27 protein-coding genes are annotated in these 25,650 nt (G+C 59.9%); 11 read left to right on the top strand and 16 right to left on the bottom strand.

The annotated features are described in order from the left end of the window. The first annotated feature begins 132 nt into the window (after nt 1–132). Nucleotides 133–987: an SDR family NAD(P)-dependent oxidoreductase gene (locus ACQZ5K_RS10825; RefSeq protein WP_448740346.1), complete on the top strand. Its 855-nt coding sequence runs from the start codon at nt 133–135 to the stop codon at nt 985–987. 128 nt (nt 988–1,115) lie between these two features. Then, complete coding sequence (locus tag ACQZ5K_RS10830) at nt 1,116–1,763, top strand: LysE family translocator (protein ID WP_003523192.1); 648 nt, start codon at nt 1,116–1,118, stop codon at nt 1,761–1,763. Nucleotides 1,764–1,802: 39 nt separating this feature from the next. Here the strand turns inward: ACQZ5K_RS10830 and ACQZ5K_RS10835 are convergent, their stop codons facing one another. The 7 genes from ACQZ5K_RS10835 to ACQZ5K_RS10865 all read right to left on the bottom strand — a co-directional run bounded on the left by ACQZ5K_RS10835 (nt 1,803) and on the right by ACQZ5K_RS10865 (nt 7,622). Beyond that, nucleotides 1,803–2,597: an ABC transporter ATP-binding protein gene (locus ACQZ5K_RS10835; protein ID WP_003523190.1), complete on the bottom strand. Its 795-nt coding sequence runs from the start codon at nt 2,595–2,597 to the stop codon at nt 1,803–1,805. Beyond that, nucleotides 2,594–3,475, bottom strand: a complete 882-nt coding sequence (locus ACQZ5K_RS10840) for an ABC transporter permease (RefSeq protein WP_174057468.1) — start codon at nt 3,473–3,475, stop codon at nt 2,594–2,596. The genes ACQZ5K_RS10835 and ACQZ5K_RS10840 overlap by 4 nt, the downstream gene beginning before the upstream one ends. Nucleotides 3,476–3,582: 107 nt before the next feature. After that, entirely contained in the window at nt 3,583–4,536 is a 954-nt protein-coding gene (locus ACQZ5K_RS10845; protein WP_003523186.1) for an ABC transporter substrate-binding protein, read from the bottom strand. Nucleotides 4,537–4,645: 109 nt separating this feature from the next. Beyond that, nucleotides 4,646–5,818: a 23S rRNA (adenine(2503)-C(2))-methyltransferase RlmN gene (rlmN, locus tag ACQZ5K_RS10850; protein WP_078052458.1), complete on the bottom strand. Its 1,173-nt coding sequence runs from the start codon at nt 5,816–5,818 to the stop codon at nt 4,646–4,648. A gap of 266 nt (nt 5,819–6,084) precedes the next feature. Further along, nucleotides 6,085–6,588, bottom strand: a complete 504-nt coding sequence (locus ACQZ5K_RS10855; RefSeq protein ID WP_003523183.1) for an invasion associated locus B family protein — start codon at nt 6,586–6,588, stop codon at nt 6,085–6,087. A 296-nt stretch (nt 6,589–6,884) separates the two neighbouring features. Further along, on the bottom strand, nt 6,885–7,265 hold the full coding sequence (locus ACQZ5K_RS10860; RefSeq protein ID WP_003523181.1) for a YkvA family protein: 381 nt from the start codon (nt 7,263–7,265) through the stop codon (nt 6,885–6,887). Between the two features lie 51 nt (nt 7,266–7,316). Then, nucleotides 7,317–7,622 (bottom strand): 4a-hydroxytetrahydrobiopterin dehydratase, encoded by a 306-nt coding sequence (locus ACQZ5K_RS10865; protein WP_003505045.1) that lies wholly within the window; start codon nt 7,620–7,622, stop codon nt 7,317–7,319. 58 nt (nt 7,623–7,680) lie between these two features. Between ACQZ5K_RS10865 and ACQZ5K_RS10870 the strand changes: the two genes are divergently transcribed. After that, nucleotides 7,681–8,160 carry a low molecular weight protein-tyrosine-phosphatase gene (locus ACQZ5K_RS10870; protein ID WP_448740347.1) on the top strand — a complete coding sequence of 160 codons (480 nt, stop codon included), beginning with the start codon at nt 7,681–7,683 and terminating at the stop codon, nt 8,158–8,160. Here the strand turns inward: ACQZ5K_RS10870 and thpR are convergent. Both thpR and ACQZ5K_RS10880 read right to left on the bottom strand, forming a co-directional pair. Beyond that, a complete protein-coding gene (gene thpR, locus ACQZ5K_RS10875; RefSeq protein WP_003523177.1) occupies nt 8,094–8,687 on the bottom strand; it encodes an RNA 2',3'-cyclic phosphodiesterase in 594 nt (197 codons plus the stop codon). The genes ACQZ5K_RS10870 and thpR overlap by 67 nt on opposite strands. A gap of 68 nt (nt 8,688–8,755) precedes the next feature. Next, entirely contained in the window at nt 8,756–9,406 is a 651-nt protein-coding gene (locus ACQZ5K_RS10880; RefSeq protein WP_448740348.1) for an arylesterase, read from the bottom strand. Between the two features lie 91 nt (nt 9,407–9,497). Between ACQZ5K_RS10880 and ACQZ5K_RS10885 the strand changes: the two genes are divergently transcribed. The 3 genes from ACQZ5K_RS10885 to ACQZ5K_RS10895 all read left to right on the top strand — a co-directional run bounded on the left by ACQZ5K_RS10885 (nt 9,498) and on the right by ACQZ5K_RS10895 (nt 13,722). Continuing rightward, on the top strand, nt 9,498–10,208 hold the full coding sequence (locus tag ACQZ5K_RS10885) for an ABC transporter ATP-binding protein (protein ID WP_003523174.1): 711 nt from the start codon (nt 9,498–9,500) through the stop codon (nt 10,206–10,208). Then, nucleotides 10,205–12,766, top strand: a complete 2,562-nt coding sequence (locus ACQZ5K_RS10890) for an ABC transporter permease (RefSeq protein ID WP_448740349.1) — start codon at nt 10,205–10,207, stop codon at nt 12,764–12,766. The genes ACQZ5K_RS10885 and ACQZ5K_RS10890 overlap by 4 nt, the downstream gene beginning before the upstream one ends. A 218-nt stretch (nt 12,767–12,984) precedes the next feature. Beyond that, on the top strand, nt 12,985–13,722 hold the full coding sequence (locus ACQZ5K_RS10895; protein WP_448737971.1) for a Bax inhibitor-1/YccA family protein: 738 nt from the start codon (nt 12,985–12,987) through the stop codon (nt 13,720–13,722). Between the two features lie 113 nt (nt 13,723–13,835). Here ACQZ5K_RS10895 and ACQZ5K_RS10900 read toward each other — a convergent pair whose 3' ends face one another. From ACQZ5K_RS10900 to acnA, 3 genes are all read right to left on the bottom strand, one after another. After that, complete coding sequence (locus tag ACQZ5K_RS10900; protein WP_003523170.1) at nt 13,836–14,228, bottom strand: DUF2794 domain-containing protein; 393 nt, start codon at nt 14,226–14,228, stop codon at nt 13,836–13,838. A gap of 400 nt (nt 14,229–14,628) precedes the next feature. After that, entirely contained in the window at nt 14,629–15,369 is a 741-nt protein-coding gene (locus ACQZ5K_RS10905) for a DUF1223 domain-containing protein (RefSeq protein ID WP_003523168.1), read from the bottom strand. 190 nt (nt 15,370–15,559) lie between these two features. Next, nucleotides 15,560–18,253, bottom strand: coding sequence for an aconitate hydratase AcnA (gene acnA / locus ACQZ5K_RS10910; protein WP_448740350.1), 2,694 nt, complete (start codon nt 18,251–18,253; stop codon nt 15,560–15,562). A gap of 271 nt (nt 18,254–18,524) precedes the next feature. Between acnA and ccmA the strand changes: the two genes are divergently transcribed. From ccmA to ACQZ5K_RS10935, 5 genes are all read left to right on the top strand, one after another. Next, complete coding sequence (gene ccmA / locus ACQZ5K_RS10915) at nt 18,525–19,166, top strand: heme ABC exporter ATP-binding protein CcmA (protein ID WP_142779846.1); 642 nt, start codon at nt 18,525–18,527, stop codon at nt 19,164–19,166. 202 nt (nt 19,167–19,368) lie between these two features. Continuing rightward, nucleotides 19,369–20,028: a heme exporter protein CcmB gene (gene ccmB, locus ACQZ5K_RS10920; RefSeq protein ID WP_448740351.1), complete on the top strand. Its 660-nt coding sequence runs from the start codon at nt 19,369–19,371 to the stop codon at nt 20,026–20,028. 74 nt (nt 20,029–20,102) lie between these two features. Further along, the gene (locus tag ACQZ5K_RS10925; RefSeq protein WP_448740352.1) at nt 20,103–20,864 is read left to right on the top strand and encodes a heme ABC transporter permease; all 762 of its coding nucleotides are present in this window, start codon (nt 20,103–20,105) and stop codon (nt 20,862–20,864) included. 4 nt (nt 20,865–20,868) lie between these two features. After that, nucleotides 20,869–21,042 (top strand): heme exporter protein CcmD, encoded by a 174-nt coding sequence (gene ccmD, locus ACQZ5K_RS10930; protein WP_448740353.1) that lies wholly within the window; start codon nt 20,869–20,871, stop codon nt 21,040–21,042. Beyond that, nucleotides 21,039–21,638, top strand: coding sequence for a DsbE family thiol:disulfide interchange protein (locus ACQZ5K_RS10935; RefSeq protein ID WP_448740354.1), 600 nt, complete (start codon nt 21,039–21,041; stop codon nt 21,636–21,638). Before ccmD ends, ACQZ5K_RS10935 begins: the two co-directional genes overlap by 4 nt. Before the next feature lie 16 nt (nt 21,639–21,654). On the opposite strand, the gene ACQZ5K_RS10940 is transcribed toward ACQZ5K_RS10935, so the two are convergent. The 4 genes from ACQZ5K_RS10940 to ftsY form a co-directional block, all read right to left on the bottom strand. Continuing rightward, entirely contained in the window at nt 21,655–22,836 is a 1,182-nt protein-coding gene (locus ACQZ5K_RS10940; protein WP_448740355.1) for a GGDEF domain-containing protein, read from the bottom strand. A gap of 118 nt (nt 22,837–22,954) precedes the next feature. Continuing rightward, nucleotides 22,955–23,551: a DUF2585 domain-containing protein gene (locus ACQZ5K_RS10945; protein ID WP_448740356.1), complete on the bottom strand. Its 597-nt coding sequence runs from the start codon at nt 23,549–23,551 to the stop codon at nt 22,955–22,957. Beyond that, nucleotides 23,548–24,198 (bottom strand): septation protein A, encoded by a 651-nt coding sequence (locus ACQZ5K_RS10950; protein ID WP_035221720.1) that lies wholly within the window; start codon nt 24,196–24,198, stop codon nt 23,548–23,550. The genes ACQZ5K_RS10945 and ACQZ5K_RS10950 overlap by 4 nt, the downstream gene beginning before the upstream one ends. A gap of 2 nt (nt 24,199–24,200) precedes the next feature. After that, nucleotides 24,201–25,637: a signal recognition particle-docking protein FtsY gene (gene ftsY / locus ACQZ5K_RS10955; RefSeq protein ID WP_448740357.1), complete on the bottom strand. Its 1,437-nt coding sequence runs from the start codon at nt 25,635–25,637 to the stop codon at nt 24,201–24,203. Nucleotides 25,638–25,650 lie beyond the last annotated feature (13 nt).

A 25,650-nucleotide genomic window follows, 5' to 3' on the forward strand; every position in this document is an offset into this window, starting at 1 on the left:
CACATGCATTATGAAAATTCGCGCTTTATCATAAGCGGCGCGATCGACTTGAAGACCGTGAATGAAGCCACTCAGGTTCAGGCAACGTTGCAAACCGCTGGAAACAGCCGAAACGACGCGAAGGAGAAACCTATGACGACCATCCACCCCGCATTCAAGGAAGATAATGTCGCTGTCATCACCGGTGCGGCATCCGGCATCGGGCTTGCCGCCGCCCGCAAATTCGCCGGTTTCGGCATGAGTGTCGTGCTCGTCGATCTCGACGGCGACAGGCTTGCCGCAGCCCATGCGGATATTCTGGCCGTCGCCAAGGACGGCGAAGCGCAGATCGTCGCCATCCCGACCGACATATCCAAACTCGATGAACTGGAGGCGCTGGAGCGCGCCGTGATCCAGCGTTTCGGACGCGTCCACGTTCTGATGAACAATGCCGGCATCCAGCCCGGCAGCGCCATTTTCGGCCCGCAGGCCAATTGGGACAAAATCATCAACGTCAATCTGATGGGCGTCGTGAACGGCAGCCGTGTTTTCGGCCAGGGCATGATCGCCCATGGCGAGCCGGCGCTCATCATCAATACCGGATCGAAACAGGGCATCACCACACCTCCCGGCGATCCGGCCTACAACGTCTCGAAGTCCGGCGTCAAAACCTTCACGGAAGCGCTTCAGCACGAATTGCGCAATATTCCGAACGGCTCGGTTTCCGCCCATCTGCTGATCCCCGGTTACGTTTTCACCGGTCTCACCGCCCATGGCAGAACGGAAAAGCCGGAAGGCGCATGGACCGGCGAACAGACCGTTGACTTCATGGTCGAAAGTATCGGCCGGGGTGATTTCTACATTCTCTGCCCGGATGGCGAGGTGGACCGTCCGACGGATGAAAAGCGCATTCTCTGGGCGGCCTATGACATCGTTCAGAACCGCCCGCCACTGTCGCGCTGGCACACGGAATATTCCGCCGCCTTCACCAGCTTCCTGAAAAACTGAATGTTCCGGGCCGCCGCGATGTGACCGTTGCGGCGGCTTTTCGCGCCGATGCATTGGCGCTCAAAAACATTGGCAGAAGCGCGAAATCGCGTTAAGCACGGCAACCTCCAGATTTTACGGGTGCCGCGATGGATTTCGTTCCAGGCCTGCCAACATTGATCGCCTTCACCATCGCCATTCTGCTTCTGGCGGTGACGCCGGGGCCTGACATGACGCTGTGGATCAGCCGCTCGCTGCGCGAGGGCCGGACGGCGGGTTTCATGACGCTTCTGGGAACCAATATCGGCATTACCGTGCACACGATGCTCGTCGCCTTCGGCGTCGCCGCCCTCATCGTCGCTTCGCCGACCGCTTTCATGATCCTGAAGACCGGCGGAGCCGCCTATCTCGTCTGGCTCGCCATTCAGGCGATCCGCAAGGGCTCGGATTTCGTGATGGTGAAAAGCACCGGCGAAAAAGCGCAGTCCTCCCTGAAATCGGCGCTGTTGAACGGCATCTGGGTGAACCTGCTGAACCCGAAGATCATCATCTTTTTCATGACCTTCCTGCCGCAATTCGTCAGCGCATCCGACCCGCATGTAACCGGCAAGCTGATCTTCCTCGGCATCTGGTCGATCATCGTCGCGCTGCCGATCGGCATCGGCATCGTGATCGCCGCAGATGTTCTTTCAGCCTGGCTGCAACGCAACCGGAAAATTCTGCGCGGACTGGATTACACGATCGCCGGCGTCTTTTCGCTTTTTGCCGTCAAGATTTTCTTCACGCAGGCGCGCTGACGGCAAACAAAAAAGGCGCCTTACGGCGCCTTTTTACAATCAACCGATCAGCAACTCATCATCGTCGAGCTTCTGGCCGCGTATCTTGCGGAACATGTCGATCAGGTCCTCGACCTCGAGATCCTTGCGGCTATCGCCGGAGACGTCAAGCACGATCTCACCGGCATGCAGCATGATCGTGCGGGTGCCATAATCCAGCGCCTGACGCATGGAATGGGTGACCATCAGCGTCGTCAGCTTGCGCTCCGACACGACCTTGCGGGTCAGTTCCATCACGAATTCGGCCATGCCGGGATCGAGAGCAGCCGTATGTTCATCGAGCAGCAGCACGTCCGAGCCGGACAGCGTCGCCATGACGAGCGAGACCGCCTGCCTCTGACCGCCGGACAGAAGGTCCATGCGGTCCTTCAGACGATTTTCCAGACCGAGATTGAGCGAAGCGATACGCTCCTTGAAAAAATCCCGACGGCCGCGCCCAAGCGCCGGCAGAAGGCCGCGACGCTCGCCGCGCGACGCCGCCAGCGCCAGATTTTCCTCGATGGTGAGCGCGCCGCAGCTGCCCGCCAGCGGGTCCTGAAACACGCGCGCCACCCGTCCCGCCCGGCTGGCGGTCGGCTTGCGGGTAACGTCGGCACCGCCGATCATCACCTTGCCCGCCGTCGGCAGGACATCGCCCGCCAGAACGCCGAGCAGCGTCGATTTGCCGGCACCATTGGAGCCGATGACGGTGACGAAGGAGCCATCCTCGATGGTGAGGTCGATCTTGGAGAGCGCCTGCTTCTGCAGCGGCGTGCCGCGCCCGAAGACGACCTGGATATCGGAAAGGGAAATCACGATGTTGCTCCCCCGCGGCGCAGTCGGGGCAGGATCAATGCGATGGCCACCAATACCGCCGTTACGAAATTGAGATCGGACGCCTTGAGGCCCAGCACATCGCTCGACAGGGCAAGCTGGATGGCGAGACGATAGGCGATGGAGCCGAAAACGCAGCCGATCAGCGCGATCAGAATGCCGCGCGCGCCGAACAGCGTTTCGCCGATGATGACGGCGGCAAGGCCGACGACGATGGTGCCGACCCCGGAGGTCACATCTGCAAAGCCGTTGGTCTGCGCAAACAGCGCGCCGCCGAGAGCGACCAGCGCATTCGAAAGCGCCATGCCGAGGTAGATCTGGTTGCCGGTCTTCACGCCCTGCGCCCGCGCCATCCGGGCATTGGCGCCTGTCGCGCGCATGGCAAGGCCCGCATCGCTTTCAAGGAAACGCCAGACGAGGATGACCGCGATCACCACCAGCGCGCCGACGAAAAGCGGCCGCACCAGATATTCCGACAGGCCGAGGCCGTAAAACGGCGAGATCATCGTATCCTGATTGAGCAGCGCCACATTCGGCTTTCCCATCACGCGCAGATTGACGGAAAACAGCGCGATCATCGTCAGGATCGAGGCAAGCAGGTTGAGAATCTTGAAACGAACGTTGAGCGTCGCGGTCACGATGCCGGCGGCGGCACCGGCCACCATCGCAATCGCCGTCGCGACCCAGGCATTCAGACCGGCGATGATCAGCACGGCAGCCACGGCGGCGCCGAGCGGAAACGAACCGTCCACGGTCAGGTCAGGAAAATCAAGCACCCGGAAAGCGAGATAAACGCCGATCGCCACGAAAGCGAAAACCAGTCCCAGCTCCACGGCACCCCAGAAGGCGATTTGGCTCACGGTAATGTCCTTGTTATTGCCGCCATCAGGCGGAGACGGGCACCGTCTCGTGCCACGTAAAACGGGCGGCGAATTTGCCGCCGCCCGTTATTCAGTCTGGTTTCGGTTCAGTCGATGACCTTGGTGGCGCGCTTGGTGATGCTTTCCGGGAAGGTGACGCCGGCTTTTTCGGCGGCCTTCTTGTTGATCACCAGATCAGTGCCGACAGCAACGGTTGCCGGAATATCGCCCGGCTTTTCGCCCTTGAGGATGCGGACGACGACGGCGCCGGTCTGCTTGCCAACGTCGAAATAGTTGAAGCCGAGGGCAGCGACCGCACCGCGGGCGACGGAATCCGTATCGGCGGCGTAAAGCGGGATCTTGGCTTCGGAAGCAACGCCGGCAGCCGCTTCGAAAGCGGAAACGATGGTGTTGTCGGTCGGAACGTAGATCACATCGGCCTTGCCGACCAGCGCGCGGGTTGCGCCCTGCACTTCTGCGGACTTGGTGGCGACGGATTCAACAACCTTGAGACCCGCCTTCTCGGCTTCGGCCTTCAAGAGGGCCAGCGTCGAAACGGAGTTGGCCTCGGCCGAATTGTAGATGAAACCGATGGACTTGGCGTTCGGGGAGATTTCCTTGATGAGCGCCAGATGTTCGCCAACCGGCAGCATGTCGGAAAGGCCGGTCACGTTGCGGCCGGGCTTTTGCATGTCCTTGACGAGCTGTGCGCCGACCGGATCGGAAACCGCCGTGAAGACGACCGGAATGTCGCGCGTGGCGGCAACGACAGCCTGAGCGGACGGCGTGGAGATCGGCACGATGACGTTCGGTGCATCGCCCACGAACTGGCGCGCGATCTGCGCCGCGGTGCCGGGATTGCCCTGCGCGGACTCATAAAGGAACTTGAGGTTCTCGCCTTCCTTGTAACCGGCTTCGGCAAGCGCGGCCTTGACGCCATCACGGGCGGCATCGAGCGCCGGATGTTCGACGATGGCGGTGACGGCGACGGTGACGTTTTCAGCCTTGGCCGGCAGAACGAGGGCGCTCGCGGCAGCGAGAGCCAGAATGAATGCGCGCATGGATATCCTCCTGTTGGTTCCCTGTTTTCGTCTTCTTAGGAACAAGACAGCCCGAAATCAATCGGAGAACCGCTGCAAAACAAGCTTTCAGGCGGCAATTGCGGCTTATTCAGTCATCCGCGCCGTGGTTGGCGATCATCATCGCCTCGAAAGCCAACCTTTCGGTCTTGCGCATGCGCTCCGATTCCGACTTCAGCTGGCCGCAGGCGGCGAGAATATCGCGGCCGCGCGGCGTGCGGATCGGCGAGGCATAACCCGCCTGATTGATGAAATCGGCGAACTTCTCGATCTGCGCCCAGTCCGAGCACTGATAGTTCGTGCCCGGCCATGGGTTGAACGGAATGAGGTTGATCTTGGCCGGAACGCCCTTCAGAAGCTGCACCAGCATCTTGGCGTCTTCCAGACTGTCATTGACATCCTTCAGCATCACATATTCGAAGGTGATGCGGCGGGCATTGGAAAGGCCCGGATATTTGCGGCAGGCCTCGATCAGTTCCTTCAGCGGATATTTCTTGTTGATCGGCACCAGCATGTCGCGCAGCTCGTCGCGCACCGCATGCAGCGAAATCGCCAGCATAACGCCGATCTCATCGCCGGTGCGGAAGATTTCCGGCACAACACCCGAGGTGGAGAGCGTGACGCGACGCTTGGAGAGCGACAGGCCATCGCCATCGGTAGCAATCAGAAGTGCGGTCTTCACATGCTCGAAATTATAGAGCGGCTCGCCCATGCCCATCATCACGATGTTGGAGACCTTGCGGCCTTCACTCGGCACATAAGCGCCAACCGGCGTCGAACCATCCGGAAAATCGCCGAGCCGATCACGAGCCAGCAAAAGCTGGGAGAGGATTTCCTCAGCCGTCAGGTTGCGCACGAGGCGCTGGGTGCCGGTGTGACAGAAGGAACAGGTCAACGAACAGCCCACCTGGCTCGAAATGCACAGCGTGCCGCGACCCTCTTCGGGAATATAAACCGTCTCGATTTCGACCGGACGTCCCGCACCGCGCGGCGGGAACCGCATCAGCCATTTGCGGGTACCGTCATTGGAAATCTGCTCCTCGACGATTTCCGGGCGGGCGATGGTGAAGGCCGCCTTCAGCTTCTCGCGAAGCTCCTTGGCGACATTGGTCATATTGTCGAAATCGGAGACGCCGCGCACATAAAGCCAGTTCCACAACTGGCTGACGCGCATCTTCACCTGCTTCTGCGGCACGCCGATCTCGGCCAGCGCCTCACCCATGTCCTCACGGGTCAGGCCGATCAGCGACGGCTTGCCGGACATCAGATCGCTATTGGCGATCAGCGGGGTTTTGACTGCCAGGCCGGCAGGGGCTTGCATTACGGACATCACGCTATCCCACCATTCCATGCATCGCACGACCAGCCTTTCGGATAGGCGGAAAATCGTCTGCATGTCGAGAAAATCAAAGGCGGAGCACTTTTCGCGCATCCGCCTGTCAATGTTGCCGCGCCTTTAGCATCAAACAAGCAAAAACGCAAATGGCCGGTCAATGACCGGCCATCGTTAAATGCGAAAAAGCGTCAGGGTTACTTGCAGCTCTCGATCTGCTTGAGAGCCGCCGAAATACCGGACAGCGAATAGGAATAGGAGGTCGCGGTGCCACGGCCGGAAACTGCCTTGACGGTCATCGACTTGCCGCCCTTCATGGCGGCAACGAGTGCCGGTTCTTCAGCGGCGTTTTCAACCCAGGCGGCCTTGTCCTTGGTGAACATGACGAAGTTCTTGTTGTCGATCGTCACATTGACCTTGGAGCCCTGCTTCAGCGGATAGCCCACCATGGCCTGCGGCTCATAGGAAATGTTCTGACCCGGACGCTGCGAGACGATGAAGAAGATATCGCCGTGATCGACGCTTGCCGGTTCCTTGGCGGTCGGAATGGAAAGAACGTAGCAGACGGTGCTGTTGCCCGATTTGTACGAATAGGCACCCCATGCATTGAACTGCTGGATGCGCGTGGGCGACTGTGCAGATGCTACGCCGACGCTGGTCAGCAAAATGGCCGCTGCGGTTGCTACACTTCTTACAAACATAGAATTTCCTGCCGGGTTATTGTCTTCCATTGGCCCGAAGCATCGGCGAGCCCAGTTTCTGGATCGGCCACGTTCAGGTGCGGATCGTCTTTTCTCATTATGGTCGGGAAGCGGTTACCAAACCGTCAACAACACGCATAAAATGCCGGAAACGTCTTGCGGTGTTACAGATTGGCGACTCCCGACGCCCTGAGGAGAAGGGCGCGAAACACCCTTCCTCCGTGTGTATGACACATAAATTCAGGCAAGAATTTGTCGCCCGTCGGGCTCACCCGAACAGGCAGATCACAGAGGCGTTACCCGGCTTCCTGCTGCCGTTTCAGCATGGCGTCAGCCGCCTCGTAATGCTCCATCTTGATATGGGCGCGGATCATGGCGAGCGCTGCCGTGATGACGGCAATATCATCGGTGAATCCGATAACGGCCAGCACATCCGGCACGGCATCCATCGGCATGATGAAATAGGCGAGCGCCGCCAGAATGATACCCTTGGCGCGCAGCGGCGTATCGCGGTCGATCGCGCAATAATAGGCAGCCGCGGCATCGCGTGCGAAAGGCACCTTCGACATCACACGCTTCAGCTTGGGCCAGAATTTCGCCCGCACCACAGTCTCGCGTTCCTGCTGCCTGTCGGTTTCACCCGGCAGAAGAATTTCACCGATTTTCACATCATCCATGATCGACGGTCCTCCGGTCACGGCTATTATATGGGATTTAAGGTCCGCCGTTCAATTGCTTCGGCCCGCAGCCGCCTTCTGCATGGCCTCGGCCAGAAGAAAATCCCGCTCCGTCACACCCTGCGAATCATGGGTGGTAAGGCAGACCTTGACCCGCGAATAGACATTGGACCATTCGGGATGGTGATTGAGCCTTTCCGCGACAAGTGCCGATTCGGCCATGAAACCGAAGGCTTCCGCAAAACTTGAAAACTTGAAGGAACGGACGATCGCCGCTCCGTCCTCGCGCAGGGACCAGCCCTCGAGTTTCGACAGGGCCTGCCGGATGGCATCCGGCTCGAGTCTGGGATATTTCATGAACTTGCCTCCGCTTGAGACCCATTAACGCTTCAACGACCGGATCGACGCATATTCCATGAAACATACAGCTATTCTTTTTGTCTGCATGGGCAATATCTGCCGTTCACCGCTGGCCGAAGGGGTTTTGAGACACCTTGCCGACGGCGCGGCCATGACTGATCGGCTTACCGTCGATTCCGCCGGCACCGGCGGCTGGCACGCGGGTGACGCACCCGATCCGCGATCCATCGCCATGGCGCAACGGCATGGTGTCGATATTTCCTGGCAGCGGGCGAGACAGGTCACCCCTGCGGATTTCGAGACCTTCGACCTGATACTCGCCATGGACGAAAACAATCTGGCGAACCTGCTGCAATCGAGCCCGGAAAGGCAGCGGCACAAGATCCATCTCTTCATGGATTATGCCACTGGCCGTCGCGAGAACGTCCCCGATCCCTATTACGGGGCCGAGGACGGGTTCCTCAAGGTCTACAACATGCTCTTGGCAGGATGCAGATCGTTGCTCGAAAAGATGGAGCTGGACCGCGCCTCGTGAAGCGGAAACGCCTCTTCAACGATATACGGTCCGCCGCCCACCGATTCCTTCGACGACATCAGCACGAAACGGCCGACCGTGAAGGGCGAGGTGCGGAAGTTGCCGCGTCCGGAAAGATACTGCACCACATCGTCGACCCGGGAGGAGCGCAACCGCGCCAGCGTGACATGCGGCATGAACTTGCGCGGATCGGGTGGGAGACCGATCCTCTGGCAGATCCGCTCGATTTCCGCCTGAAGCGCATGCATTTCCGGCGAGGGAGAAACCCCGGCCCAGATGGAATGCGGCTTTTTGGAACCGAAGGACCCCATACCGGTGAGACTGAGCTGGAATTCCGGTCTTTCGATCCGATCCAGCCTGTCGACAACCTCATCGGCGGTTCGCCCGTCGATGTCACCGATAAAACGCAGGGTTATGTGATAATTCTCCACATCGATCCACCGGGCTCCCGGCAGACCACCGCGCAACAATGAGAGGCTCATAGCCGCATTGCGCGGAATTTCGAGGGCGGTAAACAGTCTCGGCATGGCGAGCTCCCCGAATCTCTTGGCAGAACAAGCATAGCGAATCACGCAATGCAGGCGGGCGCAAGTGCTTATTTTTTTTGCGCACCGATTGTCGTGATGAAGCTTTCAACAGCCGGCAAAGATTTTTCGACCATCATCGCCACACCCTTTGTATTGGGGTGCATCTTGTCGTCCAGCTTCAGCGCATCATCCGTCACCACGCCGTCCAGAAAGAAGGGATAAAGCGGCAGGTTGTATTTTTCGGCGAGCTTCGGAAAGATCGGATTGAAGCGCCTGGCATAATCATCGCCCATATTCGGCGGCGCCATAATGCCGACCAGCAACACGGCTATGTCGCGCTTCTGAAAACCGGAAATGATGGTGTCGAGGTTCTTTTCGGTCTGTTCGGGGGGGATTCCGCGCAGCGCATCATTGGCGCCGAGTTCCAGGATGACCCCGTCCGTACCATCGGGAACCGACCACTCCGCCCGCGCCAGACCGCCGGAAGAGGTATCGCCGGACACACCGGCATTGGCGATGGCGACATTGACGCCCTTGCCCTTTAATGCAGCCTCAAGCTGTGCGGTGTAGCTGTCGTTGGGGGGGAGCTGGTAGCCGGCCATCAGGCTGTCGCCGAGTCCGACCAGCTGCAATGCCCGCTCCTGAGCCATGACAACAGTCGCGGAAAAGGCGGCGGCAAAAATGACGATGAAGTGAAACAGGGCAGCTTTAAATCTCATCACGGCTTTCCTAACTTGGTTCCCATTGTCTGAAATACCGACCGCATCGACCGCCAGACCGTTTTCATCACCCTATATAGGAACGAGAATTGTGACGAAAAGCATCATAGAGCTGAAGAAAGCCGACCTCACGCTCGGCAATGCCGCCGCCTCCGTCCACGTTCTCAAGAACATCGATCTTTCAATCGGAGAGAGCGAAGCGGTTGGTATCGTCGGCCCCTCCGGATCGGGAAAGTCGACGCTTCTTATGGTGCTTGCCGGTCTCGAGAGGCTCGATAGCGGTGAAATCATCATCGCAGATACGGAACTGCACAAGCTCGGCGAGGACGCGCTGGCGGATTTTCGTGGCCGCAACATTGGCATTGTTTTCCAGTCCTTCCATCTCATCGCCAACATGACGGCGCTGGAAAACGTTGCCGTTCCGCTCGAACTGGCAAACGCCCCGAACCCCTTCGAGATCGCCAGACGCGAGCTCGTCGCCGTCGGTCTCGGCGAACGCCTCAACCACTATCCCGGCCAGCTCTCCGGCGGCGAACAGCAGCGTGTCGCCATCGCCCGCGCGCTTGCCCCCTCACCGGCCGTGCTGATTGCTGACGAACCGACCGGCAATCTCGATACCGATACCGGCAGGCAGATCGCCGATCTTCTCTTTGCCAAACAGGCCGAACGCGGCATGACAATGATCCTCGTCACCCACGATCCGTCGCTTGCCGCCCGGTGCTCACGCCAGATCAAGGTGCGCTCCGGCGAGATAGAGGGCGACAGCGCCACCTCCCATATGGCGCGCGCGGTGTCGGCATGACCGGATCCATTATCCCGTCTCTTGCCAATATCAGAAACGCCGCAAGGCTCGCGCGGCGCGAAATTCGCGGCGGGTTACGCGGCTTTTACATTTTCCTCGCCTGCATCGCGCTTGGAACCGGCGCAATCGCCGCCGTCAATTCAGTCTCGCGCGCGGTCACCAGCGCCATCGCCACCGAAGGTCAGTCCATATTGGCGGGCGATGTGCGTTTCGAACTGCGCAACAGGGAAGCGACGGCAGAAGAGCGGGCCTACCTTGATGGGTTAGGCAGCGTCGCGGTGTCCACCGGTCTGCGCTCCATGGCACGTCTTGCCGACGGTTCCGAACAGACGTTGACTGAAGTGAAAGCCATAGACGGCGCTTACCCACTCTATGGCACCTTCGTAGCCGAACCCAACCGACCGATAAGCGAGCTTCTGGCTGGCGACGGCAATAGCTATGGCGCCATTGCCGCGCCGCTTCTGCTGGAACGGCTTGGCATCAAGGTCGGCGATGAAATCCTGCTCGGCAATGTGAAGCTGAAACTGACCGGCACAGTGGTCGACGAGCCGGATGCTCTCTCCGACGGTTTCGGTTTTGCTCCACGACTGATGGTCAGTCGCGACGCCCTTTTCGCCTCGGGTCTCGTTCAGAACGGGAGTCTTGTCGAACACGCCTACAAGATCAGGCTGAACGATCCTTCGGCACGGTCAACGATGACCGATGCGGCCAACAAGGCCTTTCCCGATGCCGGCTGGTCCATCCGCACCAGTGACCGGGCGGCCCCATCGCTCACCGAAAACGTCAACCGCTTCTCGCAATTCCTGACGCTGGTGGGCCTCACGGCCCTCATCGTCGGCGGTGTCGGCGTTGCCAATGCCGTTCGCGCGTTTCTGGATTCCAAGCGCACCACAATCGCCTCATTGAAATGCCTGGGTGCGCCGGCCTCGGTGGTCACCATGACCTATCTTTTCCAGATCGCCTTCATCGCCGCCGTCGGCATCGTCATCGGCCTTGTCGTCGGCGCCGTCGCGCCCCTCATCGCCATGCGGTTTCTGGAGGGCGTATTGCCCGTGCCGGAGGAGCTTGCCTTCTATCCCGGCGCTCTCGGCCTCGCCGGCCTGTTCGGCCTCCTGACGACGCTCGCCTTCGCCATCGTGCCGCTTGGCCAGGCGCGCGAAGTGCCGGCAACGGCACTTTTCCGCGAACAGGGTTTCGAGGAGGGCAGCTGGCCATCCTGGCCCTATCTGGCCGCGACCGGCCTGCTGCTGGCGGCGCTCGCCGCGCTGGCCATCTTCTCGGCGGAAGACCGCTTCATCGCCTCGGTCTTCCTCGCGGCCATCGCTTTTGCCTTCGTGGTGCTGCGGCTGGTGGCCTCTTGCGTGAAAGCCATCGCCAAGCGCAGCCCGCGCGTTCATTCGGCTGCGCTCAGGCTGGCGATCGGCAATATTCACCGGCCGGGTGCGCTCACCCCCTCGGTCGTCCTTTCGCTCGGCCTCGGCCTGACCCTGCTCGTGACGCTCACGCTGATCGACGGCAATCTGCGCCGCGAACTGACAGACAGCCTGCCGGACCGCGCACCGAATTTCTTCTTCGTGGATATTCAGGGCAGCGAACTTCAGGGCTTCCGCGATCTTCTGAAACGGGAAGCGCCGGAAGGCGCGCTGACCGAAGTGCCGATGCTGCGCGGCCGCATTCTGGCGCTCAACGGCGAGGACGTCACGAAGATGGAGGTACCTCCGGCCGGGCGCTGGGTGCTGCGCGGCGACCGGGGCATCACCTATTCGCAGGATATTCCCGAAAACGCGACTCTCACAGAAGGAAGCTGGTGGGGACCGGACTATAGCGGCGAGCCGCTGGTCTCCTTTGCGGCCGAGGAAGCCGGGGAACTGGGTCTCAAGATTGGCGACACGGTGACCGTCAACGTGCTCGGCCGCAGCATAACGGCAAGGATCGCCAATCTGCGCAATGTCGAATGGGAATCCCTGTCGATCAATTTCGTCATGGTGTTTTCGCCAAACACCTTCCGCGGCGCACCGCATGCGTGGCTGGCGACACTCGCCGACCCTTCCGCTTCCGCAAGCGACGAAGGCCGTATCCTGCGCGCCGTCACCAACGCCTATCCGACGATCACCAGCGTGCGCGTGAAGGATGCGCTCGACGTCGTCAACCGGCTTGTCGGCCAGCTTGCCACCGCCATTCGCGCCGCCGCAGCCGTCGCCCTCATCGCCTCCGTCCTGGTTCTCGCCGGCGCTCTTGCCGCCGGAAACCGCGCCCGCACCCATGACGCGGTCATCCTGAAAACGCTGGGCGGCACACGAAACCTGCTCATCCGCGCCTTCTCCTACGAATATATGATGCTCGGCCTCGCCACCGCCGTCTTCGCACTTTTCGCCGGCGGCGTCTCCGCATGGTTCGTGATCGCCCGCATCATGAAGCTGCCCTCCAGCTTCCTGCCGGATGTGGCGATCGGAACGCTCGTCGTCGCCCTCGTCATGACGGTGGGCATCGGCCTCATCGGCACATGGCGGATTCTCGGGCAGAAAGCGGCCCCCGTTCTCCGGCAGGCAGGTGAATGATCGTCGGTTGTGCACCGCTTAACTTTAACGATTAATTCTTTGTAATGATCGCCAAAACGTGAGCGCTTTTCGCGCATATGGTGTCTTTTCGCAGGGAAAAGGCCTTGTATAGAACACGTTCTGCCATCATATTCTTGAACAGGCTTGCTGAAGCTCCGCAGCGGCGCCCGGGAGGTATCCCGACACCGTAGCAATCACGGAGCTCAAAAGAGGAAACAATGGCTGACTTCAATAACTACCAGAACCGCATGGCGCAGACCCGTGCCCAGTCTGGTGCGATGATCGATGAAGGTCTTCGCGCCTATATGCTCAAGGTTTATAACCTGATGGCGCTGGCTCTGGTCATCACCGGCGTCGCAGCGTTCGGCACCTATACGCTTGCCGCTTCCAACCCGGCTTTCGCCCAGCTGCTCTATGCGTCGCCGCTGCGCTGGGTCGTCATGCTGGCTCCGCTCGCACTGGTTTTCTTCCTTAGCTTCCGTATCCAGAACATGAGCGTTTCCGCCGCCCAGACGACATTCTGGATCTATGCGGCGCTGATGGGCGTCTCGCTGTCGGCGATCTTCCTGGTCTTCACCGGGCAGAGCATCGTGCAGACGTTCTTCGTGACCGCCGCCTCGTTCGGCGCGCTCTCGCTTTACGGTTATACGACGAAGAAGGACCTTTCCGGTTTCGGTTCGTTCCTGATCATGGGTCTGTTCGGCCTGATCATCGCCTCCATCGTCAATATCTTCCTTGCATCCTCCGCGCTGCAGTTTGCGATTTCCGCGATTGGCGTGCTGATCTTTGCAGGCCTGACCGCCTACGACACCCAGAAGATCAAGGAAATGTATTTCGATGCTGACGATGTTGCCGTGGCCGGCCGCAAGGCCATCATGGGCGCACTGACGCTCTATCTCGACTTCATCAACCTCTTCACCTTCCTCCTGCAGTTCCTCGGAAACCGCGACGACTAAGGTTAAGGGTTCGATTGCCAGACATATGAAAGGCGGCCCTTCGGCCGCCTTTTTATTTGGAAAGATTCTTCACACTTATTCGCCACAGGCGGGCAGTCCGCTTTTGCGAAAGCTCACTCGATGAGCTTCAAAACCTTGTCGAAGACCTTCAGAACCTGCGGCAACTCATGCCCACGTTTCAGAATGCGGCCATCCGTATTCACCACGCAGTAGGCGCCCTGTTTCGCAGCCAGCTTGGGGTTTTTCTCGATCCTGAAAAGCGGCATTTCACCTGAACGCTTAAAGACGGAAAATACCGCCTTTTCCTTGAGGTGATCGATGGCGTAGTCACGCCATTCGCCCTCTCCCACCATGCGGCCATAGATGCGCAGGATCGCATCCAGCTCGCGGCGGTGAAAGGTGACCGGCAAAGGGTCCTTGTTCTTTTTATATTCGCGGAGATCGATAACGGTGGAATTGTCACGTGAAGCGGTCTGCACCTGCTGCACATCCGGTTGATCGGTCATCCAATACCTCCGATTCCACCCAAATCATCCGTGCAGTGTGAGCCCGAGAGGGCGAAATTGCAAGTCTTTGCACCGGCATGGCGCACGGGACAGGGAATTCCGGGAAAGGTTCGACAAGCCTTCGATGCGCAGAGTAACCGGAAGACGGCAGCGCAGAATTGCGCCCGCCGATTCCCCGGCGAGCGCTGCCAACGGCAAAAGCAGGGGTTAAAAATGGTAACCATTTAGGCAGCCATTTTCACATGGGCTGCCGTATTTCGGTCAAACCATGGCCCGAATTGGGTGGAATAGTCCTATTGTCAATTGATGCCTAGGCACCAAGATGACCCGGTCCGGTGCATTGACCCTTTACCCCCAGCCCCCAATGCCCGGACCGGATCTTCCATCGCCCGACAGGCGATCAGGGGTTTTCATTTCCAAGCAGGATACTTGCGCCGACGATTGCCGCGGGATCGCCGCCGGCATTGGCCGTCTGCAACAGCACGGCGCAGCCGCCCTTTTTCACCTTGGCCACCACGCTCGCCGGAAGCTTCACCGTCATCGGCGAACCATCCCACATGCCGACTGTCTGCACATCATAGACGCTGTGCCAGTAGGACATTTTTTTCCCCTGGTTTTCGCCCTTCTGCACATCCACGGTCTGCTCGCGCGTGAAATAGGCGACGACGACATCGGCCTTGCCGCTGCCGGCGCCGATATCGATCTCCACCTCGTCACCGGCAAATTTCGACGAGACCGGCACGTTCAGTCCCTTGCCCTCGCGCTTGAACGCATCCAGCCTGTCATAGATGCCACGGACATCGGCACCCTTGACGTGGTCGCGGCCGTTCAGAATGGCCTGCGGCGTATAGACCCCGTTGCGGCCGAGCGCGCGCATATAACCATATTGCCGGTCGGTATTTTCCTTAGACGCCAGCGAATCCGTCCAGCCGAGATAGTTCCAGTAATCGACATGGTAGGAAAGACCGACGACATCGCCCTTCTGGATCATCTTGCGCAGGGCTTCATCGGCCGGCGGGCAGGATGAGCATCCCTGCGACGTGAACAATTCGACGACGCCCTTCACGGCCTCCTGCGCCTGCGCGGAGGTGACGAGGAACGTGCCGAGAAGACATATCGACAGGGGAAATTTCAGCGGCATTACAAAAACCTTTGTCCGGAAGAGATCCAGACGAATTGATGCGATCAATCCTGCCGGGATGCAAACCGGAAAATAACGTCTATTGCCCTTCAATAGAAAGTCACGAAGGGGTGAGCGACAATCACAAAAAAAGAGACGATGAAATGGAAAGACGCCGGGATTTCTCCCGGCGTCTTCGATTGTTGAAGCTTTATGCGGCCAGATCGCGAAGAACGGTCTGCAAAATGCCGCCGTTGTTCATGTAGATCACTTCATCCAGCGTATCGATGCGGCAAAGAAGCGGAACTTCCTTCACCGAACCGTCGCTATAGGTGATCTTGGCGATCTTCTTTTCACGCGGCCTGATTTCACCTTCGAGCCCGTCGATCTCGACGATTTCGTCACCCTTGAGATCGAGGCTCGCCCAGGTCGTGCCTTCCTCGAAGACAAAGGGAACGACGCCCATGCCGACGAGGTTCGAACGGTGGATACGTTCGAAAGACTGCGCGATGACAGCCTTGACGCCGAGCAGGTTGGTGCCCTTCGCCGCCCAGTCGCGGGAGGAGCCGTTACCATATTCGACACCGGCGAAGATGACGAGCGGGACGCCTTCGGCCTTGTATTTCATGGCCGCGTCATAGATCGACATCTCTTCCTTGGACGGATAGTGGATGGTGTAGCCACCTTCCTTGCCGTTCGGGCCGAGCATGTGGTTGCGGATGCGGATATTGGCGAAGGTGCCGCGCATCATCACTTCATGGTTGCCGCGACGCGTGCCGTACTGGTTGAAGTCAGCTACGGCGACGCCGTGCTCCGTCAGATAGGCGCCGGCAGGCGAAGCAGCCTTGATCGAACCGGCCGGAGAAATATGGTCGGTGGTGATCTTGTCGCCGAAGAGACCGAGGACACGCGCGGCCTTGATGTTCTTGAGGCCCGACCCCTTTTTGCCCATGCCGACGAAATAGGGCGGGTTCTGAACATAGGTCGACTGGTCGTCCCAGGCATAGGTCTGGCCCGGAGGAACCTGAACCGCCTGCCAGTTCGCATCGCCCTTGAACACGTCGGCATACTTCGTTTCGTAAAGCTCGCGGGTGACGTATTTCAGGATGAATTCCTGGATTTCCTTGGAGGTCGGCCAGATATCCTTGAGGTAGACCGGATTGCCATTCTGATCGTCGCCGATCGGCTCCTTGGTCAGGTCCTTCTGAACCGTGCCGGCAAGGGCATAGGCCACGACGAGCGGCGGCGAGGCCAGATAGTTCGCCTGAACATCCGGCGAAATACGACCCTCGAAGTTGCGGTTGCCGGAGAGAACACCGGCGGTGATCAGGCCCTTGTCGTTGATCGTCTTGGAGATCGCCGGCGGCAGCGGGCCGGAGTTACCGATGCAGGTCGTGCAGCCGAAGCCGACGAGGTTGAAGCCGATCGCGTCGAGATCCTTCTGCAGACCGGACTTGTCGAGATATTCGGCAACCACCTGCGATCCGGGCGCGAGCGACGTCTTCACCCACGGCTTGGACTTCAGCCCCTTGGCGACGGCGTTGCGGGCGAGAAGGCCGGCAGCGATGAGAACCGAGGGGTTGGAAGTATTGGTGCAGGAGGTGATGGCGGCAATCGCCACATCGCCGTGACCGAGATCAAAAGCCTCACCTTCAACCGCATAACGGCTCGAAAGCTGGCCGGGCTTCTTATAGTCGCTTTCAAGAGCCGTCGCGAAATTCGGTGCGATGGTTTCGAGCGGCAGGCGGCCTTCCGGGCGCTTGGGGCCGGCCATGGAGGGCACGACGTCGCCGAGGTCGAGTTCCAGCGTGTCGGTAAAGACGAGGTCGGAACCGTCGCCGGTGCGCCACATGTCCTGCGCCTTCGAATAGGCTTCGACGAGCGCGATGCGATCCTTCGCACGACCGGACATGGTCAGGTAATTGATGGTCTCGCTATCGACCGGGAAGAAGCCGCAGGTCGCGCCATATTCCGGACCCATATTGCCGATGGTGGCGCGGTCAGCCAGAGACATCGAATCGAGGCCGGGGCCGAAGAATTCGACGAATTTGGAGACAACGCCCTTTTTGCGCAGCATCTGCACCACGGTCAGCACGAGGTCGGTCGCGGTCACACCTTCCTTCACCTTGCCGGTCAGCTTGAAGCCGATAACCTCGGGCAGAAGCATGGAGACCGGCTGGCCGAGCATGGCCGCCTCAGCCTCGATACCGCCAACGCCCCAGCCGAGAACGCCGAGACCATTGATCATGGTCGTGTGCGAATCGGTGCCGACGCAGGTATCCGGATAAGCAATCGTCTCGCCATCCTCCTCCTTCGTCCAGACGGTCTGGCCGAGATATTCGAGGTTGACCTGGTGACAGATGCCGGTGCCGGGCGGAACCACACGGAAATTCTCGAACGCCTGCTGGCCCCACTTCAGGAAGCGGTAACGCTCGCCGTTGCGCTCATATTCCAGCTCGACGTTGCGGGCAAAGGCGCTCGGCGTGCCGAATTCGTCGACGATGACCGAGTGGTCGATGACGAGATCGACGGGAACCAGCGGGTTGATCTTTTCCGGATCGCCGCCAAGGGCCTTGATGCCATCACGCATGGCGGCAAGGTCGACAACGGCGGGAACGCCGGTAAAGTCCTGCATCAGAACGCGGGCGGGGCGATAGGCGATTTCGGTTTCGGTCAGGCCCTTGTTGTTCAGCCATTCGGAAACCGCCAGAATGTGTTCCTTGGTGACGGACTGGCCGTCCTCGAAACGCAGCAGGTTTTCCAAGAGAACCTTCATGGAATAGGGCAGCTTGGAAACGCCCTTCAGGCCATTGGCTTCAGCCTTGGGAAGGCTGAAATAGACGTATTCCTTACCGTCAACGGTAAGGACGGAACGACATTGGAAACTGTCGAGTGATTTGGGCATGGATAAAAACCCCGCTTACTCTGATAGCCAACACGTGCGTGCGGACACCTATGCACTCATGCACATCAGGATGCGGGTACGACCATTTCCGCTGTCCGCACGTGAAAATTGCTCCTCGCAATCGTCAAGTCCGGCGCAAGATGATGTTCACGCCGGCCGCTGGCGTGTTGACACCCATATAGATAATTTCTCTAAAACGTGCCAGACCATTCAACGAACCTAATCGATTTTTTTATGATCGAGACGACGAAATCGTAATCGGAACCGCAGCATGGATTTGACGGCGGAAAATCTTGGCGTGCGACGCGGCGAAGATTTCATATTCATGAATATTTCCTTCAAGTTAAGCGACGGTGAGGCTCTTGTGCTGACCGGCCGCAACGGTTCAGGAAAATCCACCCTGCTGCGCACGGTAGCCGGCCTGCTGCGGCCCGAACAGGGACGAATAAAGATAGCCGGCAAAGAAATAGAAGCTGACATGCGCCCGTCAGAGGCCTGCCATTATCTCGGCCATCGCAATGCGATGAAAACGGAACTGACCGTTTCGGAGAATCTTCGGTTCTGGAAGGACTTCCTCGGCGATTTTTCCGGCGGGGCGGGCGTGGCGATCGATGAGGCGGCGGAGATCGTCGGCCTCGCCGGCATTACCCACCTGCCCTTCGGTTATCTCTCCGCCGGCCAGCAGCGGCGTTTTGCCATGGCGAAACTTTTGATTGCATGGCGGCCGGTATGGATTCTCGATGAGCCGACGGCGGCGCTTGATAAGGCTGCGGACGGGATGTTTACCGATCTCGTGAAAAACCACCTTGGGAAAGGCGGCATCGTTCTGGCCGCGACCCATCAGCCTTTGGGGCTGGAGAATGCGCGGGAATTGCGGATGACGGGGTTTGCGGGTGTGGAGGCTTGGGCATGAGGGCGATGTGCGCGGGGCATACCCCCCTCTGCCCTGCCGGGCATCTCCCCCACAAGGGGGGAGATCGACCTGCGGCAAGGTCTCGGCCATCTCTACGCCTGAGAATAAAGCGGCGGAAGAGCCTCTTGCCGATCTCCCCCCCTGAGGGGGAGATGCCCGGCAGGGCAGAGAGGGGTGACGCCGCGAACTCGAGGGCGTCCCAATGACCGCCCTCTTCCTCCGCGACATCAAACTCTCCATCCGCGCCGGCGGCGGCGCGCTGATCGGCGTGCTGTTTTTCATGACAGTGGTTGCCGTCATCCCCTTCGGCGTCGGCCCCGATCTCAACCTGCTCGCCCGCATCGGCCCGGCCATCGTCTGGATCGGCGCGCTGCTCTCCGCCCTTCTCGGCCTCGACCGGCTGTTTCAGGCCGAGCGGGATGACGGATCCCTCGATTTGATCCTGATGCAGGAAACCCCGCTGGTCCTGACCGTGTTCGTGAAATGCCTGGCGCACTGGGTCACGACCGGTCTGCCGCTGGTGCTTGCCTCCCCTCTGCTTGGCCTCTTCATGAACATGGACGAAGTGGCAATTGGCGCCGTGATGCTTACCCTTTTCGTCGGCTCGCCCGCCATCACCTTCATCGGCGCGGTGGGCGCGGCGGTTGCCGTTGCTTTGCCGCGCGGAGGGCTTCTGGTTTCCATCCTCGTCCTGCCGCTCGCCATTCCCGTGCTGATCTTCGGCGTCAGCGCCTCCTATGCGGCGGTGCAGGATCCAGCGCCCTTCATGCCGCCATTTCTCATTCTGTGTGCGATCACGTTATTTTCAGCCGTGACCGGACCTTTCTTCGCCGCTTTGGCGCTGCGGAATGTTATGGATTGATGAAACCACGCCAGACGATCCCCGATTGACAGGGATCAATTGCGGGGCGGCCATTCTCGGGTTACACAAACGGCATGAACGAGCAGACCTTCACAATCACCAAATTCAGTGATCTCGCCAATCCCACCCGGTTTCTGGCGCTGTCGGCACGCATTCTGCCATGGCTCGCTGCGCTCACGGCGCTGGTGCTGGCCGCCGGTCTTTATCTGTCCTTCACCACCGAAGGCGATTACCAGCAGGGTTATACCGTGCGCATCATGTATGTGCATGTGCCCTCAGCCTGGCTCGCCATGATGTGTTATTCGGTCATGGCGGTCTCCGCCATCGGCACCCTCGTCTGGCGTCACCCGCTGGCGGATGTCAGCCACAGGGCCGCGGCCCCCATCGGCGCGGCCTTCACGCTGATTGCGCTCGTCACCGGCTCGCTCTGGGGTAAACCCATGTGGGGAACCTGGTGGGTGTGGGACGCGCGGCTGACCTCCGTCTTCGTGCTCTTCCTGATGTATCTGGGGCTGATCGCGCTCAACCGCGCCATGGACGATCCGTCCAGAGCCGCCCGCGTCAGCGCCGTGCTGATCCTCGTCGGTTTCGTGAATATCCCCATCATCAAATTTTCGGTCGAGTGGTGGAACACGCTGCACCAGCCGGCCAGCGTCATCCGCATGGGCGGCTCCGCCATCGATGCGGAATTCCTCTGGCCGCTGCTGACCATGGCCGTGGGCTTCACGCTATTGTTCTTCACCCTGCACATCGCCGCCATGCGCAACGAAATCTGGCGTCGGCGCGTGGCCGCGCAGCGGCGTCTCGCCGCCCGCATGGCGAACCGGGAGGGCTGAAGTGATGACGCACGCCTTTTATATCGGCATGTCCTATGCGGCGACCGGCCTTGTCGTTCTCTGTCTCATCGCCTGGGTCGTCGTGGACGGTCAGGCACGCAAACGGGAATTGAAGGAACTCGAAGCATCCGGCGTACGCCGCAGAGCGAAAGCCGGTTCCGCAGGTGGCGCGCAATGACGCAGGCTGACCGGGACGCTAAGGCCAAAACGACAGGCCGTGCACGCTATGCGCTTGCGCTTCTGCCGTTGCTGCTGTTCGGCGGTTTCGCCCTCGTCGCCGGCAAGATGCTTTACGATCAGGATGTGAACGGACTGGATATCAGCGCCATTCCCTCGGCGCTGATCGGCACCAGGGCGCCGACCCTGTCGCTACCGCCGCTGGAAGGCTCCAACCTGCCGGCGCTGACCGATGCCGCCATCAAGGGCAAGCTGACGCTGGTGAACGTCTTTGCCTCCTGGTGCATTCCCTGCCGGCAGGAGCATCCGCTGCTTCAGGAATTGGCGAAAGACAGCCGCATTACCGTCGTCGGCATCAATTACAAGGACAAGCAGGATAATGCGCTGCGCTTCCTCGGCGAGCTCGGCAATCCCTTTGCTGCGATAGGCGTCGATCCGAACGGCAAGGCCGCGATAGACTGGGGCGTCTACGGCATTCCCGAAAGTTATCTGGTCGGCGCGGATGGCACTATCCTTTATAAAAAGGTCGGCCCCTTCGATGCCCGCAGCGTGGAGCGCGACCTGCTGCCAGCCATTGCGGCCGCAGCCGGGAAATAACCCGCTCGGTAAGGCATCACCCCTTGGTAACGACCCTCAGCGAAGGGCCTTCAGCCGGCAGACGTACGCCTTCCAGCACCACCTGATCGCGACCGCCGCGTTTTGCGGCATAGAGACTGTCATCGGCCCGCTTGATGGCGTCATGAATGGAATGATCTCCCCTCGCGACGGCCGAGACACCGAAGCTCGCGGTGATCTGGCTGGTTACACCCCGGTTGCGCCAATCGAGCGACGAAAGACCTGTCCGCATGGCATTGGCCAGCTGGCCGGCTGCGGCGGCTGTCTGGCCGGGCAGGAAGACCACGAATTCCTCACCGCCAAAGCGCGCCACCAGCGCATCCTCGGGCGCATTTCGCCTGAGCAGATCGGAAAGGCCGATAAGAACGATATCGCCGGCCGCATGACCGTAGACGTCATTGATGCGCTTGAAATGGTCTATGTCGCAGGCGATGACCGCACCCTCAGGGGTATCGTTGCGAAAATCCGGAACACGGCGGTCGAAGCCGCGCCGGTTCAGTACGTCCGTCAGCGGATCATGCTCTGCCGCATGCAGATGCCGGTCGACAGTCACGGAAATCTGGCTCGCGAGAACGGAGAGCGCCAGCAGGAAGCCGAAGATGCTCGCCGCAAGCTGCATGTAGAAAGCATAGTCGGATTCGAAGAATTCGCTGAGCTCGATCATCGAGCCGCTCGGCGTCATCACCAGCAGCATGCCGATGCGCACCAGCGTCTCCAGCACCACAAGACAGGCAATTCCCACCATCAGCCTGTCGGCAAGCGCCACCGGCCGCTTCCGCACGATCCAGACCGGGATCGCGAGCAAAAGGGCGCAGACGAGATCGCCGATGACGAGCTCGCGTTTCAGATCCGGCGTGACGAAGACATGGAAAGAGACCAGCAAAACCGCGGCAACCACGATCGACAGCCTGGCCGCGATATAAAGCGGCCGCCCGAAATGGACGAGCAGAGCGTGGCCATAGAGGAAGAAGGCGCAGAAAAACAACAGGTTCGAAACAATCGCCTGTATTTCGAAGGGCAGGCCGCCGAGCACCAGAGGTGTGGCAAAACCGAAGGCCGCCGAAAGATATCCTATACCCCAATAGCGGGCAGAAGCGTGGCCGATCCTTTGCAGGAACAGGAACACCACGCCGAATGTCAGCATGATGAAGGGGAGAAGATAGGCGAAGTTGTCTTGCAATGGGTTCTGCCGGAGGGAGAGACGAGCCTTTGCCTGACACTACCGCAATGCCATTAAGAAAACCTGCATATATTGCGCGGCTTCCGTGCCTTTCGGCCCGCGGCCCAGGAAAACCCGTTCACATTTGCGGGAGCGCGTTCTGCCATTCCTTGATCGCGTCCACGGGCCAGAGCAGCATCACCACGTTCAGCGTCAGGTTGTCACGGATCAGCCAGCCGGTGAAGATTTCGAAGAAGATGGCGATCGCCACCGTCAGCCACACCGGCACACGGGCAGCGAACAGGAAACCCAGCACCATGAAGACGGTATCCATCGCCGAGTTCAGGATGCTGTCGCCGGTGTAACCCAGCGCCATCGTCGCGGTCCGATAACGATCGATGATAAGAGGCGAGTTTTCGAGGATTTCCCATGCCGCTTCCACCAGAACAGCAAGCGAAAGCCGCATGGAAAGCGGCTTGTTGCGGAACAGCAGCCAGGCGAACCAGTAGAACAGGAAGCCATGGATGATATGCGAAGGCGTATACCAGTCGGCCAGATGCTGGGAATTGCCCGGCGTGTTCACACCCGGTTCGAACAGCTTCACGTAACCGCATTCGCAGATCGGAATGCGGCCCATGAAATAAAGGATGACGATCTGCAGGAGAAGCAGCCCGGCGGCCACGCCGAACCATTTGAGCGAGCGCGAACGGGAAGCCGACATCTCTGCAACTGTCATTTTTCGTCCTTGTTAAGCGGTTCCAGCGAATGGCGCATGACGAGCGGCATTTGCGCCATGGTGAAGATGATGGTGATCGGCATCGTGCCCCACACCTTGAAGGCAACCCAGGTGTCGGTGGTGAACATGCGCCAGACGACCTCGTTCAGCACCGCAAGGAAGAGGAAGAATACGCCCCAGCGCAGCGTCAGCTTGCGCCAGCCCTCATCCGTCAGCTTGAAGGCCGAATTGAAGACATAACCGAGCAGCGATTGCCCGAAGAACAGGCCGCCAAGCAGAATGACACCGAACAGCGTGTTGACGATGGTGGGCTTCATCTTGATGAAGGTGTCGTTCTGCAACCAAAGCGTCAGCGCTCCGAACACGAACACGACGATGCCCGATATCAGCGGCATGATCGGCAGTTTCCGCGTCAGCACCCATGAAACCGAAAGCGCCAGCGCCGTCGCGATCATGAACAGGCCGGTGGCGATGAAGATCGGCCCGCCGAACTCCGTCAGCACGGGGAAAGTGGAGGCCAGCCATTCGCCGCGGGAATTGGCGAAGAAAAACACCATGAGCGGGCCAAGCTCGAGCACGAATTTCAGGAGCGGGCTGATTTCCGCCACCATCTTTTCGCTTTCCTTGGAATTGCTTTCAATATCCATACTCAAACTCCCGCAATGGCCTTGGCGAAATCTTCCGCCTCGAAGGGCTCCAGATCATCAACACCTTCACCCACACCGATGAAATAAACCGGCAGCTTGTGTTTGGCAGCGATGGCGACGAGGATACCGCCCCGCGCCGTGCCATCCAATTTTGTCATAATCAGGCCCGAAACGCCCGCGACATTGCGGAATATTTCCACCTGGTTCATGGCGTTCTGGCCGGTCGTCGCATCCAGCGTCTGCAGCACGGTGTGCGGCGCGTCCGGATCGAGCTTGCCAAGCACGCGCACGATCTTTTCCAGTTCCGCCATCAGCTCCGTCTTGTTCTGCAGGCGGCCGGCCGTATCGATGATGAGAACGTCGCTTTTCTGCGCCCGCGCCTGCTCATAGGCATCATAGGCAAGCCCGGCCGCATCTGCGCCAAGCTTGGTGCCAATGAATTGCGAACCGGTGCGGTCCGCCCAGATCTTGAGCTGCTCGATGGCCGCCGCGCGGAACGTATCGCCCGCCGCCAGCATGACCTTGAGACCCGAACCGGAAAGCTTGGAGGCAAGCTTGCCGATAGTCGTCGTCTTGCCCGTACCGTTCACACCGACAACGAGAATGACATGCGGCTTGTGTGAAAGATCGAGTTCCAGCGGTTTGGCGACAGGCTTCAGGACCTTGGTGATCTCGCCCGCCATGATGCGCGCCACATCCTCGCCGCTCACATCCTTGCCGTAACGCTCGGAAGACAGGGCACCGGTGATGCGCATGGCAGTCTCGACGCCGAGATCCGACTGGATGAGAAGATCCTCCAGCTCGTCGAGCGTATCCTCATCCAGCTTGCGCTTGGTGAAAAGCGCCGAAATCTGCGTGGTCAGCTGCGACGACGTGCGGGCAAGCCCGGCCCGCAGGCGCTGAAACCATGTCAGTTTTACCTGCGGTGCGGCAGGGGCAGGCTCCTGCCGCTCACTGGCGGACGAAAAACCCTTTGGTAGAGCTGGCGGTATAGCGAAGGGCTCGGCGGCAGTCGCGGCTTCGGCCTCGTCAAGCAGCGCATCCATCGCATCCGCATCCAGCACGACATCGGCTGCTTCGGTGGCAGATTCCACCTGCTCTTCCGCGGCTGCTTCCGCCTGTAGCAACGACAGCGGCACTACACCCATATCGCCGGAAAGCTCAGCACCGGGCAGAAGCGGTGCGTCCTCTTCCTCGTCATCGTCGGAAAGGACCACGTCCGTGGCCTCGTCCGGGGCTGGCCCGCCGGCCGTCTCCATCTCCAGTTCGGAAACCGGGTCCTTGTCGACAGGGCCATGCGCTTCCGCATCGCTCAGCGCCGCTTCGAAGGAGGCGTTTTCATTGCCGCGCTCGGGCGCGGCGTCCTCTTGCGGCCGGTCGTCCGTTTCGGCCTTGTCCTTGCCGAACGAAAAGACTTTTTTGATGAAGCCGAGGGCCATGGTCGTTCCCGTG

It is taken from the genome of Agrobacterium sp. 22-226-1, assembly GCF_053522345.1.